Source organism: Micromonospora sp. NPDC047074 (assembly GCF_040643815.1).
Lineage (GTDB): Bacteria > Actinomycetota > Actinomycetes > Mycobacteriales > Micromonosporaceae > Micromonospora.
Genome location: NZ_JBEYVB010000026.1, coordinates 57,781 through 74,446 on the forward strand (window position 1 = coordinate 57,781; position 16,666 = coordinate 74,446).

Annotated in this window: 10 protein-coding genes; 9 read left to right on the forward strand and 1 reads right to left on the reverse strand. The window is 73.5% G+C overall.

The annotated features are described in order from the left end of the window. The first annotated feature begins 27 nt into the window (after positions 1–27). The gene (locus ABZ809_RS24535) at positions 28–918 is read left to right on the forward strand and encodes a hypothetical protein (protein ID WP_357564923.1); all 891 of its coding nucleotides are present in this window, start codon (positions 28–30) and stop codon (positions 916–918) included. A 78-nt stretch (positions 919–996) separates the two neighbouring features. On the opposite strand, the gene ABZ809_RS24540 is transcribed toward ABZ809_RS24535, so the two are convergent. Further along, positions 997–2,232 (reverse strand): MFS transporter, encoded by a 1,236-nt coding sequence (locus tag ABZ809_RS24540; protein WP_357564949.1) that lies wholly within the window; start codon positions 2,230–2,232, stop codon positions 997–999. 278 nt (positions 2,233–2,510) lie between these two features. On the opposite strand from ABZ809_RS24540, the gene ABZ809_RS24545 reads away from it, so the two are divergent. The 8 genes from ABZ809_RS24545 (at position 2,511) to ABZ809_RS24580 (ending at position 16,596) form a co-directional block, all read left to right on the forward strand. Beyond that, complete coding sequence (locus tag ABZ809_RS24545) at positions 2,511–2,999, forward strand: hypothetical protein (protein WP_357564924.1); 489 nt, start codon at positions 2,511–2,513, stop codon at positions 2,997–2,999. A gap of 179 nt (positions 3,000–3,178) precedes the next feature. Then, entirely contained in the window at positions 3,179–6,181 is a 3,003-nt protein-coding gene (locus ABZ809_RS24550; RefSeq protein ID WP_357564925.1) for an AAA family ATPase, read from the forward strand. 340 nt (positions 6,182–6,521) lie between these two features. Then, on the forward strand, positions 6,522–10,529 hold the full coding sequence (locus tag ABZ809_RS24555) for a S8 family serine peptidase (RefSeq protein ID WP_357564927.1): 4,008 nt from the start codon (positions 6,522–6,524) through the stop codon (positions 10,527–10,529). Positions 10,530–10,717: 188 nt separating this feature from the next. Then, complete coding sequence (locus ABZ809_RS24560) at positions 10,718–11,770, forward strand: zinc-binding dehydrogenase (RefSeq protein WP_357564928.1); 1,053 nt, start codon at positions 10,718–10,720, stop codon at positions 11,768–11,770. Positions 11,771–12,007: 237 nt separating this feature from the next. Then, positions 12,008–12,310 (forward strand): type VII secretion target, encoded by a 303-nt coding sequence (locus ABZ809_RS24565; protein ID WP_357564929.1) that lies wholly within the window; start codon positions 12,008–12,010, stop codon positions 12,308–12,310. 10 nt (positions 12,311–12,320) lie between these two features. Further along, positions 12,321–13,958: an alpha/beta hydrolase gene (locus ABZ809_RS24570; protein ID WP_357564930.1), complete on the forward strand. Its 1,638-nt coding sequence runs from the start codon at positions 12,321–12,323 to the stop codon at positions 13,956–13,958. Next, entirely contained in the window at positions 13,955–14,494 is a 540-nt protein-coding gene (locus tag ABZ809_RS24575) for a hypothetical protein (RefSeq protein ID WP_357564931.1), read from the forward strand. Before ABZ809_RS24570 ends, ABZ809_RS24575 begins: the two co-directional genes overlap by 4 nt. 194 nt (positions 14,495–14,688) lie before the next feature. After that, the gene (locus tag ABZ809_RS24580) at positions 14,689–16,596 is read left to right on the forward strand and encodes a CocE/NonD family hydrolase (RefSeq protein ID WP_357564932.1); all 1,908 of its coding nucleotides are present in this window, start codon (positions 14,689–14,691) and stop codon (positions 16,594–16,596) included. The last annotated feature ends 70 nt before the right edge of the window (positions 16,597–16,666 follow it).

A 16,666-nucleotide genomic window follows, 5' to 3' on the forward strand; every position in this document is an offset into this window, starting at 1 on the left:
GCTCCCGGCACCATCGGCATCAAGCTGATGGAGCTGCCGGTGGACCGGCAGGAGGACCCGCGAGCCCGCCGCTACATCATCGACCACCTCGCGCCGGGCTCCGTCATCACGCGCAGGGTCGAGATCTCCAACCGTACGGCGAAGCGCAAGAAGATCGAGCTCTACGCCGCCGCCGCGAGCGTCGAGAAGGAGGAGTTCCGGTTCGCCGAGGGGCGCACCGCCAACGAGTTGTCCTCGTGGACGACGCTCAGCAGTCCCAAGCTCGACCTCCGACCCGGCGAGCGGAAACCGGCCACGGTCACCATCCGGGTGCCGAAGAAGGCGTCGGCCGGCGAGCGGTACGCCGTCATCTGGGCCTCCACCGCCTCGGATCCGAAGCCGAACGCCGTGGCCAAGATCAACCGGGTCGGCATCCGCGTCTACCTGGACGTCGGTCCCGGCGGCGAGCCCCCCACCGACTTCCAGATCAAGGACTTCGTCGCCGCGCGTGCGCCCGACGGCCAGCCGTCGCTGACCGTCACCGTCGCCAACACCGGCGGCCGGGCCGTCGACCTCAGCGGCAACCTCTGGCTGAACGACGAGGCGGGCGAGATCAGGGCGGGCCCGTACCCCGTCGTCGACGGCACGACACTCGCCGCCGGGCAGACGGGCACGGTCGCCATCGCCATCAACCGGCGCCTGGACAACGGGCCGTGGAAGGCCGAGCTGACCCTGACCAGTGGCCTGGTGAGCCGCACGGCCGCCACCACCATCACCTTCCCCGACCCCGGCCAGCCGCCGTCGACCTTCGAACTCGCCGACATGCCGATGCTGCTGACCGGCTCGGCGGCAGTGGGCGTGGGCGTACTGGCCGGGCTCTTCGTCCTGGTGCGCAGGTCGCGCCAGCGGTCGCCGGCCGTCGCGGGAGGGCGAGCCTGAGTGCCGCCGTCAGGCGTCACCGTGCCGAGGCCGGCGCCCGACGTCAGCGCGCGGCGCCCGGGCGGGCCTCCGCGGCGCTTACCGGGTGCCGGCCGTCGCGCGCCGGGGGAGGGTGGCGGCGAGCAGGCCCAGGGCGAGGAGCTGGGTGGCGGCCAGGGCGACGATCAGGGCCGGTACGGAACGGGAGTACAGGATGCCGACCACGGCCCCGCCGGCCAGCGCAGCGAGCCCCTGCACCGCGGCGAAGACCCCGTAGGCCGTGGCCCGGCGGGCGGCGGGAACGAGATCCGCCACGAGCGCCTTGACGGTGGAGTCCTGCACCCCGACGGCGGCCCCCCACAGCAGGGCCCCGGTCACCACGGGGCCGATCGTGTCGGCCAGGGCCAGGGCCGGGACGGCGGCTGCCAGCAGCGGCAGGGCGAACAGCACCCGGGCGTTCCACCTGTCGTACAGGTAGCCGCTGGCGAGGGCGGCGAGGGCCGCGGCGGCCATCGCGCCCGCGTACAGCACCGGGACGCCCGCGGCGGAGACGACGCCGGTGCGGCTGGCGTGGAAGGAGATGATCCCGAAGCTCACCAACCCGGCGGTGGCGGCCCCGGCCGCCGCGGCGAACAGGAAGAAGCGGCCGGGCAGGCCGGCGCCCAGCCAACCGCCGCGGGCGGCCGGCTTCGGAGGGCCGGAGTCGACCGTCGGCGTCGCGGCGGCACGGCCGGTGGCGGCGTCGGGCACCGTCCGGTCCGTGTCGTAGACGGCCGGATCGGGCACGCGCCGCCGGATCCACAGCAGCAGGCCGATGGCCAGGCCCCCGGGAACGGCGAGGACGGCCAACGCCGGCCACAGCACACCGGTGGCCGCGATGAGGGCCGCGACCAGCAGGGGCCCGGTGAAGGCGCCGAGCTGGTCCAGGGCCTTGTGCACCGCGAATCCGCGGCCACGTCCGACCGCCCCGGCGGCCTGGGCCAGCAGGGTGGACTTGGCCGGGCTGCGGACCGCCTTGCCGGCCCGCTCGATGAGGATCAACGCGCACGCCACGGCCAGGCCGGCGCCGCCGAGCAGCGGGGCGAGGGCCAGCAGGGGGACGCAGACGGCCGTCAGCGCGTACCCGGCCAGCGTCAGGGACCAGTAGCGCCCGGTCCGGTCCGCGAGGGGCCCGAAGGCCAGGCGCAGCAGCAGCGACATGCCCTCTCCGGCGCCGGCGACCAGGCCGACGACCAGCGCCGAGGCGCCCAAGGCGCCCAGCAGCGGCCCGGTGACCGACCGGGCGCCCTCGTACACCATGTCCGCGGCCAGGCTGACCACGCCGAAGCCGACCACGACCCGCCACGCGGACCATGCCGGTGCGGGCCGGGACACGTGCCCCGGGACGTCCGAGTCGGTGAGGCCGGTCGGCACGCTCTGACTCCTCGGGGCGGGTGCGCAGGACGGGCCACGGGAGACGTGGCGGCGGTAACCTACCAAGCTGCCCGGCCGACGGTGGAGCGCCGGTGCGGCCACGCCGTTCCTTGCCGGATTGGTGGTCACTGATCGTGACGGCGGCGCCCCCGGCCGAATCGGGTGGCGGTGGGCGGAGCCGGAGGCAGATACTGTCGATCATGGACAGATCCTTCCTGGCCCTCTCGACGACCCGGTCCCGGACCCGCGCCCTGCTCGGGGCGTTCGCGGCGATGGTGCTGGTGGCGGCGGGGCTCGTCGTGACCGCGGCACCCGCGTCCGCACACACCAAGCTGAGCCCCCGGGCGTCCTGCGCTGGCACCGAGTTGTCGCCGCACCGTGACGCCTACGGCGGGGCGATCTCCGTGTTCGTCTCCTACTCGAGCGCCAACGGCGGAACCAACTGCGCCTGGGCGCAGAAGAACCTCAACCGCGACAAGGCCGAGCACATGGAGGTCTTTATCGGCAGGTGCGCCACCAACAACCCGGGATACCCCTGCGAACCTCTCGTCTTCGACCGCGATCCGGGGACCTACCAGTACTACGCCGGGCCGGTGCAGATCACCGGCACGGCCGGCCGGTGCATCATGGTGTACGTGGTGTACCGCAACCTCGCCGAGGAGCGGTGGGGCCCGATCCACTGCGGCTGACGTACGCCGAGCACGGAAGGTTCACGGCGGTGCCCGCAGGCGCCGCGGTGGACCTTCCGTGACGTCCGGCCCCAGCAGCGCCCGACCGGCGGGCCGGGCGCAGGCCCCCACCCCTGGCGGGGCGGTGGGTCGCCGGGCGAGAATCCTCCAGACCGTGATCAACTGGAGGGGGCAGGCCATTGGCCAGGGAAGCCAGCGCCGACCCCGGTCGCCTACCCGCGCTGTCCGCGCCGGGATTCGTCGGGCGGGCCCGGGAGCTCGCCGCGCTCGGTGAGGCGCTCGCGGCCCGGCCGACGGTGGTTCTGGTGGAGGGCGAGGCAGGAGTCGGCAAGAGCCGGCTCCTGCGGGAGTTCTTCGCCACGCCGCTCGGCCGACAGCACCACGGCCTGGTCGGGACCTGCCCGCCGCTGCACGACCCGCACACCCTCGGCCCGGTGGTGGACGCGGTTCGTGGGGCCACCGACCGGATATCCGGGCTGGGGCTGAGCGGCCTGGCGGGAGCGCTGCGAGCGATCTTCCCGGAGTGGACCGACGAACTGCCGCCGGCACCGGAACCGTTGCCTGACCCGACGGCGGCGCGGCACCGGTTGTTCCGCGCCTTCGTCGAGCTGATCGACCGCCTCGCTGTGACCGTGCTGACCCTTGAGGACGTGCACTGGGCGGACGAGGCCACCCTGGAGCTGCTGCTGTTCCTGGTCTCCCGGCAGCCCCAGCCGGTGAGCGTGGTGGTGACATACCGGCCAGGGGAGGTGCCGGCGTATTCCCTGCTACGGCGGCTCTCCTCCCGGATCCCACCCGCCCGTCAGCTCCGGCTGGCGCTCAGCCCGCTGGACGTCGACGCCACATCCGCGTTCGTCTCCTCGATGCTCGCCGGTGAGCAGGTCTCGGCGGAGTTCGCGGCATTCCTGCACCAGCGCACCGACGGGCTTCCCCTGGCGATCGAGGAGTCCGTGCGACTCATGCACGACCGGGCGGACCTGACGCGGAAGGAAGGCGGCTGGGTACGTCGCCGGCTGGACCGCATCGACGCGCCGCCCACGATCCGGGACGCGGTCCTGGAACGCGTCGCCCGGCTCGACGACGACACCCGGTCGGTGTTGCGGGCTGCGGCCGTGCTCGCCGATCCGGCCGCTTCCGCGACGGTGGCGACGGTGGCCGGGCTGCCGGGCGCACGCTTCACGGCCGGGCTCTCCGCCGCGCTCGAGTCCGGTCTGCTGCGCGAGGACGCCCGTGGGCTGCTGTCCTTCCGCCACGGCCTGTTCTGCCAGGTGGTCTACGAGGCGATCCCCGCACCGGAGCGTCGGCACGGGCACCTGCTCGCCGGCAGGTCGCTCGCCGAGGTCAACCCACCGCCGGCGACCCAGCTCGTCCGGCACTTCCGCGAGTCGGGGCAGACCCCCGAGTGGTGCCGCTACACCGAGCTGGCCGTCGACCTGTGCCAGGAATCCGGCGACGAGACCGCAGCGGGTGCCCTGCTCCACCGCCTGATCACCTCCGTCGACCTGCCCGTGGACGTGCTGGTACGGCTCGTCGGGAAGGTGCGCCACACGTCACTGCGTCGGCCGCGGCACTATCTGGACCTGGTGCGGGTGCTGGAGTCGGCGCTGCACGGCACCCTGCCGCCGCGCGCTCAGCGGGGGGCGATCCGCTTCCAGACCGCCCGGATGTTCCTCATGACCAGCGCGTTCGACGCGGGGCGGCAGCACATGGAGGCGGCGATGGCCGACCTGCCCCCCGAGTCGGTGGAGGCGGCCCGGGCCCGGATCACGCTCGGCCTGCCGCTGGGCACGGTACGGCCCGCCGGGGAGCATCTGCGGTGGCTGCGTCAGGTGGCCGAGCCGCCGCCCTCGGTCGCGCCGGAGGAACGCCTGGCGCTCGTCGGGGACCGGATCCTCGGACTGCTCCTGCTCGGTGAGGAGACGGCCTGGGCGGCAGCCCAGCGCCTCCCGGAGGACGCGGCCAGCCCGAGGGGTGCCAGCACCCTCGGCCGAATCCAGAAGAACCTGGCCCACCTGGCGATGCTGTGGGGCCGGTACCCGCAGGCGCGCGTCCGGCTCGCGAAGGCCAACGAACTGGTCGGCCGGCACCAGGTCCCGCGCCACCTGGAGTCGCTGCTCGTGATGGTGGCCCGCCTGGACTGGCTCACCGGCGACTGGGCCGGGCTCCTCGACCGGACCCTGGCGTTCGTCGAGGACGACTCCCAGATGCCGGACGTGCGGGGTGAGGCTGCCCTGGTCGCCGGCCTCCTGCGGGCCGCCGCCGGCGATCACGAACAGGCCGAGGCCCACCTGCTGGCGACCCACGCACAGGCACGACGGCGCAACGCCGCGGATGGTCTCGTCGAGTCCGCCGCCGCGCTTGCCGAGCTGTGGCTGGCGGCCGGACGCGTGACCGAGGCGCTGGCCATCACCGACGACCCGATCGAGATCACCGTGCGCAAGGGGATCTGGGTGTGGAGCACCGAGGTCGTGCCGGTACGGGTCGTCGCGCTGCTCGCCGCCGGGCGGTCCGCCGACGCCAGCGCGCTGGTCGACGAGTTCGGGCGCGCGTGCGGCGACCGGGACGCCCCGGGGCCGCGGGCCGCCCTCGCGTCGTGTCACGCGTTGCTCGCCGAGGCGACCGGCGATGCCACCCGCGCCGCCGCCCTCTTCGCCCGCGCCGCCGAGGCCTGGGCCGCGCTGCCCCGTCCGTACGACGCCCTGCTGGCCCGCGAACGGCGGGCCCGCTGCCTGATCGCGGCGGGGCAGCCGGAGTCCGGCCTGCCGCTCCTGTCCAGCGTGTTCGATGAGCTGACCCGCCTCGGCGCCCGGCACCGGGCCGGCCTGGTGCGCGACGCCCTGCGCGGGCACGGGGTGGACGTCCGGCAGCCGCCCGGGGCCGACCTGGTCGGCGGCACGCCGCACGGGGAAGGCGTGCAGCAAGGGCAACCACGCCGTCCGGGGCGGCCCGGCTACGGCGACCAGCTCTCGCCCCGCGAACAGGAGGTCGTCACGCTCCTGCTCGGCGGCCGGACCAACCGGCAGATCGCCGAGGCGCTCGTGGTGTCCCGGCAGACGGTCGCCAGTCACCTGCACTCGGCCATGCGCAAGCTGCGGGTCAGCTCACGGACCGCGCTCGCGCTCAGGGCCGTCGAGTTGGGCCTCACCTCGGATCCGCGGCCGTCGTCCGGAGGCGACGAGTAAACGCCCGACGTGGGCCGGCGGAATTAATCCATCGTCTGACCAATCGAACCCTCGCGCCGGACGGCACAGACTCGGTGCATGTCGGATGCAGTCGCCAGAGCGAGGCGGGAGCAGCACAGCCGGACCGACGAGGGCGTGGACGGCGGTGCCCCGGCACCGGTCCGGCCAGCCCTCCGCCCCGCCGCCCCACCGGCCCGGCCCGTTCCGGGTCGGGCGGACCCGGGTGGTGAGGGTCCGACCGGCCCGGACGACGAGTACGAGCCGCTCTAGCCGTAGGCGGGCCGGCGCCGTCGCGCCGGGAGCCCGGCGAGCGGACTTCCGCCAGACCAGAGGAGTACGAGTGACCAGACCCCGCCGGGCCGACCGGCACCTCAGACCCCGCTGGGCCGTTCACGGCCTGGCCCTCGCCACCGCGTTGTCCACTCTGGCCGTCCCGTCGGCAGCCGTCGGCACACCCGACACCGGCGGCACCCCCACGACCAGCGCGACGAGCCTGGACACCGCCGGCGGACGGGCCACGGTCAGCGCCACCCTGACGCTGATCACCGGCCACGTCGTCGAGTACACGGAGAGCCTGGCCGGCCAGACCGCCGTGACCGTGCTCAGCACGCCCCCCGGAGAGGCGGCGACGATCGAGACCCACACGGACCCGACCGGCGTGTACGCGGTGCCCACCTCCGCCCGGTCGCTGGTCGCCGGGGGCGTACTCGACCGTGAGCTGTTCGACGTGCAGTACCTGGCGCACCACGGATACGGCGACGACGAACAGCGGACGCTGCCGGTGATCGTCAGCTACCAGCCCGGCGCCAAGGCGAGAGCCGCCGCCCCCAAGCTGGCCGGCACGGCCCGGCGCAGCACGTTGGAGAGCCTCTCCGGCGAGGGCCTGACGGTGACGAAGAGCCAGGCCCCGGCGTTCTGGGCGGCCCTCACCGCCGGGGCCGCCCGCAGCGGCGGGGCACGGGCCACGGCGGGCGCGACCACCCTCGCCAACGGCGTACGGAAGGTGTGGCTGGACCGCAAGGTGCGGGTCAACCTCGACGAGAGCGTGTCGCTGATCGGTGCGCCGTCGGCGTGGGCGGCCGGCTACGACGGCAGCGGGGTGACCGTCGCCGTGCTGGACACCGGTATCGACGCCAACCATCCCGACCTGGCTGGCAGGGTGGTCGACTCGCGTAGCTTCATCCCCGGTGTCGACACGGTCGCCGACGGGCACGGGCACGGCACCCACGTCGCGGCCACGATCGCCGGCAGCGGCGCCGCCTCCGCCGGGCGGCGCAAGGGCGTCGCGCCGGGCGCCGACCTGATCGTCGGCAAGGTGCTCGGCGACGACGGCAGCGGTGACATGTCCCTGGTCATCGACGGGATGGAGTGGGCCGCGAACAGCGGCGCCCGGGTGATCAGCATGAGCCTGAGCAGCCCGGCCACCGACGGCACCGACGCGGCGAGCCTCGCCGTCGACTCGCTGAGCGCCAGCACCGGGGCGTTGTTCGTGATCGCCGCCGGCAACAGCGGACCGGGCCAGAGCACGGTCGGCGCGCCGGGCGTGGCGGACGCGGCGCTCACCGTGGCGATGACCTCCAAGAGCGACCAGTTGGACAGCCGCTCCAGTCGCGGCCCACGTCGCGGCGACGGGGCGCTCAAGCCCGACATCGCGGCCCCCGGTGTGGACATCGTCGCCGCCCGTGCGGCCGGCACGTCCATGGGCAGCCCGGTGGACCAGCACCACACCTCGGCCTCCGGCACCTCGATGGCGACCCCGCACGTCGCCGGCGCCGCCGCTATCCTCGCCCAGCGGCACCCGGACTGGACCCCCGGTCAGATCAAGTCGACGTTGATGAGCACCGCGAAGGACATCGGGTTCACCGCGTACGAGGTCGGCGCCGGCCGGCTCGACCTGGCCCGCGCCCTCACCCAGAAGGTCGCCGGCACGACCCCGAACGTCGACTTCGGCACCGTCTCACCGACCGACACGCCGCGGCTGACCAAGCAGATCGGCTACGCCAACTCCGGCGACCAGCCGGTCACGCTGACCCTGACACCGACCCTGCGGGGCGTGGCCGGCGAGTCGGTGCCCGCCGGCACGCTGACCGCCGACGCGAGCGTCACGGTGCCGGCCGGGGGCAGCGCCACGGCGACCGTCACCGTCGACGTGACCAGCGTCGAGCGTGGTCAGTACACCGGCTCGGTCGTCGCCGTCGACGAGGCCACCGGTATCCGGCTGACCACCCCGGTGGGCCTGCTCCGGCAACCGCCGCAGCGCAGGGTCGACATGCGGATCGTCGGCCGGCCCGGCGAACCGCTGGCCCAGGGCGGGGTGGCGTGCACCTTCCGGCGGGTGGACGACACCGCCGGACCGGAGACCCACGTGGTCCTGCTGACCCGTGACGTGTTCGGCCCGAACGTCGCCGAGGGCAGCGGCCACGTGCCGGACGGCACCTACAACATCGGCTGCTCGGCCACCTGGTCCGAGCGGGACTCCTTCATCGCGAACGCGATGATCCAGGATCCGGAGTCCACCGTCAGCGGGGACGCCACCTTCGAGTGGAACCTGGCCACCGCCGTTCAGCCGATCCAGGCGGTGCGTACGCCGCTGCCCTCGGAGAGCGTGCAGATCTCGCAGGGCTACAGCCGCACGACGGCGAGTGGCGGGACCTACACCAGCATCCAGGTCGTGACGGTGCCCTACGGCTACCGGTTCTACGTCACGCCGTCGGCGAAGCGGCCCGTGCACGGCTCGTACCGGCACTTCTTCGAGCAGGTGCGGGCGGCCCCGGAGGCGGTCGCCACGGTGCGCGGCAACGGCCGGGCACAGGTGCGGCCGGTCTACCTCACCGACAACGACTCGGTCCCGAAGTTCGACACCGACCGGCGCCTGCGGCTGGCCACCGAGGCGGACCTGCGGGCGGGCAAGGACGTACGCGGCAGGCTCGTCGTCGTGGACAGCGAACCCTTCCACGGGATCCAGGAGGAGGTCGACCTGGCCACCGAGGCGGGCGCGGCGGGCGTGCTCAACCACGTGGTCGGCGAGACCGTAGCCGGGTTCGGCACCACGCCGTTCCTGGACCAGGCAGCCGTGAAGATCCCGGTGCTGTGGCTGGACCGGACGCAGTGGACCGAGCTGGCCAGGGTGCTCGCCGGCGCCGACCGCCCGTACGTCGACATCCGCAGCCAGCTCGACAGTCCGTACGAGTACAACCTGCGCTACTACACGTACGACCGGATCCCCACCACGTTCGCCCACGCCCCCCGGCACGGCGACCTGGTCGCGCGGCAGACCGGCTACCACAGTCAGACACCGGCGGTCCCGGGGCAGCCGAACGCGTGGAAGGCCAACCACACGTACGCGCCCGGGGACACCTTCAGCGCCAACAACACACACTGGTTCGACGCGCCGGTCAGCCGGACCGAGTACTACACCGTGACCGGGCCGCAGGTGAGGTGGGCCCGCAGCCACCGCCTGGTCAACCAGAGCGACCCGGCGAAGCCGGCCCACATCGTCCGGTCGCAGGGGGGCTTCAGCACCCCCGGCCGGGATCGCGAGGCGCTGCACCAGGGACCGGTGATCCCCAGCCTCGTGACGCCGGGGCCCGGCTGGGACCCGGACCAGTGGGTCAGCATGTGCCCGGTCTGCCGCCAGGGCGACACCCTCTACGTCTACCCGGACACTGCGCCCAGCCACGACCGTACGCAGTCGGCCAGCCCGGCCAGGTCGACCGTGAGCTACTCGTTGACCAGGGACGGGGTGCAGGTGCCCGGCAAGCCCGGGGCGGTGCCGACCTTCGCCCTCGACGCCGAGCCGGCGACCTACGCCCTGCGTACCGTCTTCCAGAACGGGTTCAGCGGGCACCGGTTCGGCAAGCGGGTCAGCACCGACTGGACGTTCCGCTCCGGTCACGTCGGGGCGGACACCGTGACGAACCCGTACACGTGCGTCACGAAGGTCCTCGGCGTCGCCGGCCCGTGCGGGTGGCAGCCCCTCATCCAGCTCACCTACGGTCTGGATCTCGCGCTCGACGACACCGCCGAGGCGGGACGCCCGTTCGCCTTCACCGTCCGGCCCTGGCAGCCGGGGCAGGCCGACCCCGCACCGGTGGCCGGAGTGACGGTGCGGGTCTCCTACGACGACGGCAGGCACTGGGCCGACGCCCGGCTGCGCCGTCAGCACGACGGCTCGTTCTCGGCGCAGGTCAGGCACCCGCGGCTCGACCGCACCACCGGCGCGGTCACCATCCGGACCGAGGCGTGGGACACCGCCGGCAACCGGGTGGTCCAGCAGATCGACCGGGCGTACGGCCTCACCGGCGGACAGGATCCCGACCAGGCCGTACCGCGAAACCTGACGCTCTGAGCCGACCCCACCCACGTCCTTCGGAATGTAAGGAAGGGCCCCTTCCTATCGCCTGGGCGATAGGAAGGGGCCCTTCCTTACATCAGGTGGTGCGGTCCGGGCAGGGGGGCGGTCGGCTGATTTACCCGTCGGCGTTTCGTGACGCGGGTGACGGGAAGACCGGGGCGTCGCCGAGGGGAAGGACCCGGATGTCCGCCGATCGTTACCTTGCCGTCGCCGGGCCCCGCGAGCTGCGCGAGAACGGGATCTCCGTGGCCGCACCAGGGCCCGGCCGGGTGACGGTCGACATCACCTACACGGGGATCTGCGGCACGGACGTGCACGGTTACACCGACGGGCACATGCTGCCGCCGGCGGTCTTCGGGCACGAGTGGACCGGCTCGATCTCGGCGGTGGGCGACGGCGTGACCGGGTTGCGGGTCGGTCAGCGGGTGGTGGGTGGCGTGGGGCCGGCGTGCGGCCGTTGTCCCCAGTGCGTCGCCGGGCACACCCGCAACTGCGACACGGTGTTCGCGGAGGCCAACGGGGTCGACGCCGACGCACCCGCGTACGGCGGCTTCGCCACCCGGGTGCAGGTGGCGGCACGTCGGGTGCTCCCCGTTCCGGACAGCATCTCGAACGTGGAGGCGGCGCTCGTGGAGCCCGCCACGGTCACCTTCCACGCCGTGCGGCGGGTGGCAGCGGAGCTCGGCGCCACGACGGTGGTGCAGGGCGCCGGCCCGATCGGGCTGCTCACCGCGCAGAACGCCCGCAACGCCGGGGCCGGACCGATGATCGTCTCCGAGCCCTCGCCGGCTCGCCGTGCGCTGGCCGCCAAGCTGGGCTTCGCCCACGTGGTCGAGCCCGCCGACCTCCGGGCCGCGTTGGACGAGCTCACGCGGGGCCTGGGCGCCGACCTGGTCTACGAGTGCACCGGCGTACCATCGCTGTTCCAACCGTCGGCGGAGCTGGTACGCCGAGGCGGGACGCTCGCGTTGCTGGGCTATCCGCTGGAGAACTCGACCGTCAGCTACGGCGACTGGCAGAGCCGCGAGCTGACCGTGATCGGGTCGCTGGCCTACCACCACGAGGACTTCGTCGCCGCCATGCAGGCGATAGCCGCGGGCCGGCTCGATGTCGCGTCGCTGCACACCGGCACGTTCGGCCTGTCGTCGCTCGGGGACATCCTGGAGGAACTGGATTCGGGCCGCAGCGAGCACACCAAGGTGCTGATCGATCCGTCGCGGGATGCCCGGTCCTGACCAAGCAGGTGAGCTAGCCGGCAGGCGTTCATGACCGGCCGCCGCGTTCCTCCCGGACACGCGGTGGCCGTCGCCTGTCCATCCACGAGGCGGCGGCTCGTTCGTCGCTCCGTCCGCCTCCGGTGTCGGGCACGCATGCGGGGACGGCGTCCGCCTCGGCGCCGTGATCAGGTCGCGAGGTGCGAGGACACGCGGTGTGGTTATGTAGGCTCGCATCGATCTCGGGGAGGCGAGTCAGTGATTGAGCTCCGCGTCGAGCCGGAACTGCTGGAGAAGGCGTCGTACGTGTGCGACGACCTGGGCGACGACCTGCGGCGCAGCGCGTCCGGCATCGGAGACGAGACGCGGGCCGCGGTCGCCGGCCTGCCCGGATGGCAGACCCGGACGGCGTTGGAGCAGCTCCGCTGGTCGTGGTCGGACGACCTGACCAAGCTCGACGGCCACCTGACCACCGTCGGCGAGGCGCTGCGCGGCTGCGCGATGGACTATCGCTACACCGACGAGGCCAACGCCGCCCGGTTCGACATCCGCGAGCGGTGATCCTTCGGTGGTGACCTACGCGGACCTGCGCGAGGCGCACCTCGCCCCGCTGCGGGAGGCGGCGCAGGCCTGGACGGACCTGTCGCGGGCCTGCACGAAGCTGGAGGAGCGGTGCGGCACCGACCTGACCGGTCCGCTCCGGACATCGGGCTGGCAGGGGTCGGCGGCCAGTGCGGCCCTGGGGCGGCTCGACACGCTCGACGACGAGTTCGGGGTCGCGAGCCTGCAGACCCGCACCGCCGCCAGCGTGTTGCGGGAAGCCGCGGAGGACTTCGGTGACCTGCAACAGCGACTGGAGTCGGCCGTCGGGGCCGCCCGGTCCCTCGGCCTGACCGTCGACGACACCGGTCGGGTGTCCGCGCCGGCGATGATCCCGGGACAGCGGCCCGACCCGGATGCCGAACCGGCCCGCCGCAGGCAGGCGCGGGACGTCGCCGCCTACAACGACCTGATCGCCCGGATCGTCACCGAGGCCACCGAGGCCGACGGCCGGATCGCCCGTGCGCTGAGCCAGTTGAAGGCGGGGCCGCCGGGGCAGTTCGCGCGGGAGTACGACGGGGCGCTCGCCGCCGCCGGGGCCCTCGGTCTGGGCGAGGACGACATCCCTGCCCCGGGCAGCGACCCCGCGGACGCCCGGGCGTGGTGGGACGGCCTGTCCGACGACGAGCGACAGGTCTACCTGGCCGCCTACCCGGAACGGATCGGCGCCCTCGACGGGCTGCCCGCCACCGACCGGGACGCGGCGAACCAACTGGCGTTGCGCACCTTCGTCGGGGAGCACGTCGACGACCCCGACCGGCAGTACACCAACGCGCTCGCCCTGCTCGAAAAGCTGGAAGACGCCCGGGACGCGGCGCCGCACGAGCGCCTGTACCTGCTCTCGTTCGATCCCGCGGGGGACGGGAAAGCGGCCGTCGCCATCGGCAACCCGGACACCGCCGACCACACGGCGGTCCTCGTCCCCGGCGTCGGTACGGAACTCGACGGCATCCGTGGCCTGATCGGGCGGGCCGACGACCTGCGGGAGGCCTCGACCGAGCTGGCTCCCGCCGGCACCGACGTCTCCGTCGTGGCCTGGCTCGGCTACGACACGCCGTCGTTCGACCTCGACATCGTCAGCGCGGTGTTCGGTGCCAAATCCGAGGCGGGCGCGCGTGCCCTCGACGGCTTCGTGGACGGCCTCCGGGTCGCCCACGACGACAGCCCATCCCACGTCACCGCCGTCGGCCACAGCTACGGATCGACGGTCCTCGGCGAGGCGGCCAGCACCGGCGACGGTCTCGCCGTGGACGACATGATCGCCGTCGGCAGCCCCGGCATGCGCGTCGAGAGCGCCAGCGAGTTCAACATCGACCCGCGACACGTGTGGGCCGGCGCCGCGGCCGACGACACCGTGGTCGCGCGACCGGAGGACACGATCGGCTGGCTCGGCGACGTGCCCGTCGTCGGCGACTGGCTGGTCGACGGCGTCGTCGGCATCCACGGGCCAGCCCCGCACGACCCGGAGTTCGGCGGCAACGTCCTGCACGTCGACACCTCCGGTCACAGCGGATACTGGGCGCAGAACAGCCAGATGCTGCGCTCCCAGGCGGCGGTCATCGTCGGTGACTACGAGGCCGCCGCCCTCGACCACGGAAAGGCGCCGTGACCCTTCGCCGTCGCGCCGCAAGGCGGTACGCCGTCGCGCTCGCGGCCGTGTTCCTGCCCGCCTCCGCCTGCACCGGCGGTGAGCCCGGCCCCTCGCCCGGAAAGGACGACCCGTTGCAGACCAAGGCGACCGCCGAGGTGAACACCCTGGCCGAGGCTCGCGCGCAGGCGGTGGCGAGCACCGCCGGCGTCCCCCTGGAGAACTGGCGGACCAACACCTCACCCTGCCAGGGCCGGCGCGGCGAGATCGCCGACGACGGACGGTGGACGTTGAGTGGTTTCGCCGGGCTGCCGGTGGCCCCGGACGAGCAGATCACCACGCTGCGACGGATCCGGGAGATGTGGCGCCAGCACGGCTACGAGATCACCGAGGACCGCGTGTTCGCCGACGGCACCCGGGGCGCCGTCTCCATGCGTGACCCCGGAACCGGGATCACGATCAGCCTCACCACGAACGCGTCCCGGGACCGGGTCGCCGTGATCCTCGCGAGCGACTGCTACCTGCCCGCCGCCGGCGAGGACCCCGCCAACGCCTAGCCCGCCGCCCCGTCTATCACCCTCCGTGACGAGCTGGCCACGAAATTGACATTGGTCACAACGGGTATCTCCCACCCCGGATTTCTGTCACTGTTCTCCGGGATGCGCATCCTCCACACAGGAGTGTTGCCCACGCGGGGGCGGTGACCGGTGCTGCGCGTGCGTGGGTGGCGCACGACCGGAACGGAAGGCAATTGGCTACGAACGCGCGAAAGCGGTGGTGGGCGGGCGCCCTCGCCGTGGTGGTGTCCGCAACGATGGGCGCGGTGGTGGCCGCGCCCGGCGGGGCGGTGGCGGCACCGGCCCCGCCCGGGATCGTCGTCGACGACGGCGCCACGCAGCCGGTGTTCTCGCCGGCGGCGGCCGTCCAGGAGACGGTGCACGTCCAGTCCGACATCGACAGCGACGCCGACGGCGTGCTCGACACGATCACCGCGCTGGTGATCCGGCCGGAGGGGACGGGCCCCGGCCTCCAGGTCGCCTCGATCGTCAAGGCCAGTCCCTACTGGACGGTGCAGACTCCGGCGGCCCGGTCCGGTCAGGTGGTGGACCCGCTCGTCGACCCGGCCACCCACTGGAGCGGCTGGCTCGACGAGTACTTCGTGCCGCGGGGATACGCGGTGCTCGAGGTCGAGATCGCCGGCACCGGCACCTCCGAGGGATGCCTGTCGGTCGGCGGCGCCTCGGACGTGCGGAGCGTGGCCGCGGTGGTCGACTGGCTGAACGGGCGGACCACGGCGACGTACGCCGACGGCAGCCCGGCGGTGGCCTCGTGGAGCACCGGAAGCGTGGGCATGTACGGGGTGTCCTACGACGGCACGCTGGCCAGCCAGTTGGCCGAGACGGGGATCGACGGGCTCGAGACCATCGTGTCGGTCGGCGGGATCTCCAGCTGGTACGACTACACGCGGGCGCAGGGCATCGGGTATCGGGACTGGGCCACCCGGTACATGCAGGGGTTCACCTCCCGGTGGGGCAACGCCGAGTCCCAGCTGGACTGCGTGACGCAGTACCAGGGCGTCGGCGACGGTGAGACGCAGGCCGGCTGGGACCACGGCCCGTTCTTCGTCGCGCGGGACTACCGCGACGACGTGGACCAGGTCACCGCCTCCGTGTTCCTCGTCCACGGGCAGCGGGACGACAACGTCAAGACCACCCAGTGGGGCCGGTACTGGGACCAGTTGGCCGCCCACGACGTGCCGCGCAGGGTCTACCTGCACGACGGCGCGCACGTCGACCCGTTCTACAACGAGTCGAAGGACCCGGTCGGCCGGTGGATGGACCACTGGCTGTACGGCATCGACAACGGCGTGATGGACGAGCCGCAGGCGACCGTCGAACGGCCGGACGGCACCCGGGTGACCGAGGCCGTGTGGCCCCCGGTCGCCACCACGGACACGTCGCTGCACCTCGGCCCGGCCGGCAACGGGGGCGCCGGCAGCCTGACCGCCGCCCCGGTGTCCGGCAGCCAGCAGTTCACCAGCTCGACAGCGGTGGCGGAGACGACGATGTTGGCGAGCCCCGGCACGGCCCAGGGTTACCGGCTGGCGTACCTCGGCCCGACGCTCACGTCGGCGCGCCGGCTCTCCGGCGCGGCCCGGATCGAGGTGACGTTCACCCCGGCCACCGCGAGCACGCCGCTCACCGCCCTGTTGGTGCACTACACCGGCGGTGCGTACACCCGGGTGGTGGCGCGCGGTTCGCTCGACGCCAAGAACCGCAACTCGCTCACCACCGAGACGCCGCTGACGCCGGGCCAGCAGCACACCGGCACCATCCTGCTGGAACCCAAGGACTACGTCTTCCCGGCCGGCAGCCAGATCGGCCTGGTCCTCACCGGCAACCTCTACGAGTTCGTGCACGCGGACTCGCAGGCGGGCCAGGTCACGGTGGCGCTCGGGGCCAGCCGGGCGATCCTGCCGCTGGCCGCCGCGCCGGCCCCGGCCTGCACGGACCCGGCCTGGGCGGCCGCGTCGACCTACAACACCAACGACGTCGTGTCGCACGGCGGGCGCCGCTGGCGCGCGCAGTGGTGGACGCAGAACCAGGAGCCGGGCACCACCGGCCAGTTCGGGGTCTGGGTGGACCTCGGCGCCTGCTGAGCCACCGGATCCGCCGCGGGCCCGTGCCGGTCGTTCCGGCACGGGCCCGCTGGTTTGCCGGCCGTACGCC

Excerpts from the sequence above, each read along its gene's own strand:
- ABZ809_RS24535 (WP_357564923.1), top strand. The coding sequence starts at position 28 with ATGGAGCTGCCGGTGGACCGGCAGGAGGACCCGCGAGCCCGCCGCTAC.
- ABZ809_RS24545 (WP_357564924.1), top strand. The coding sequence starts at position 2,511 with ATGGACAGATCCTTCCTGGCCCTCTCGACGACCCGGTCCCGGACCCGC.
- ABZ809_RS24560 (WP_357564928.1), top strand. The coding sequence starts at position 10,718 with ATGTCCGCCGATCGTTACCTTGCCGTCGCCGGGCCCCGCGAGCTGCGC.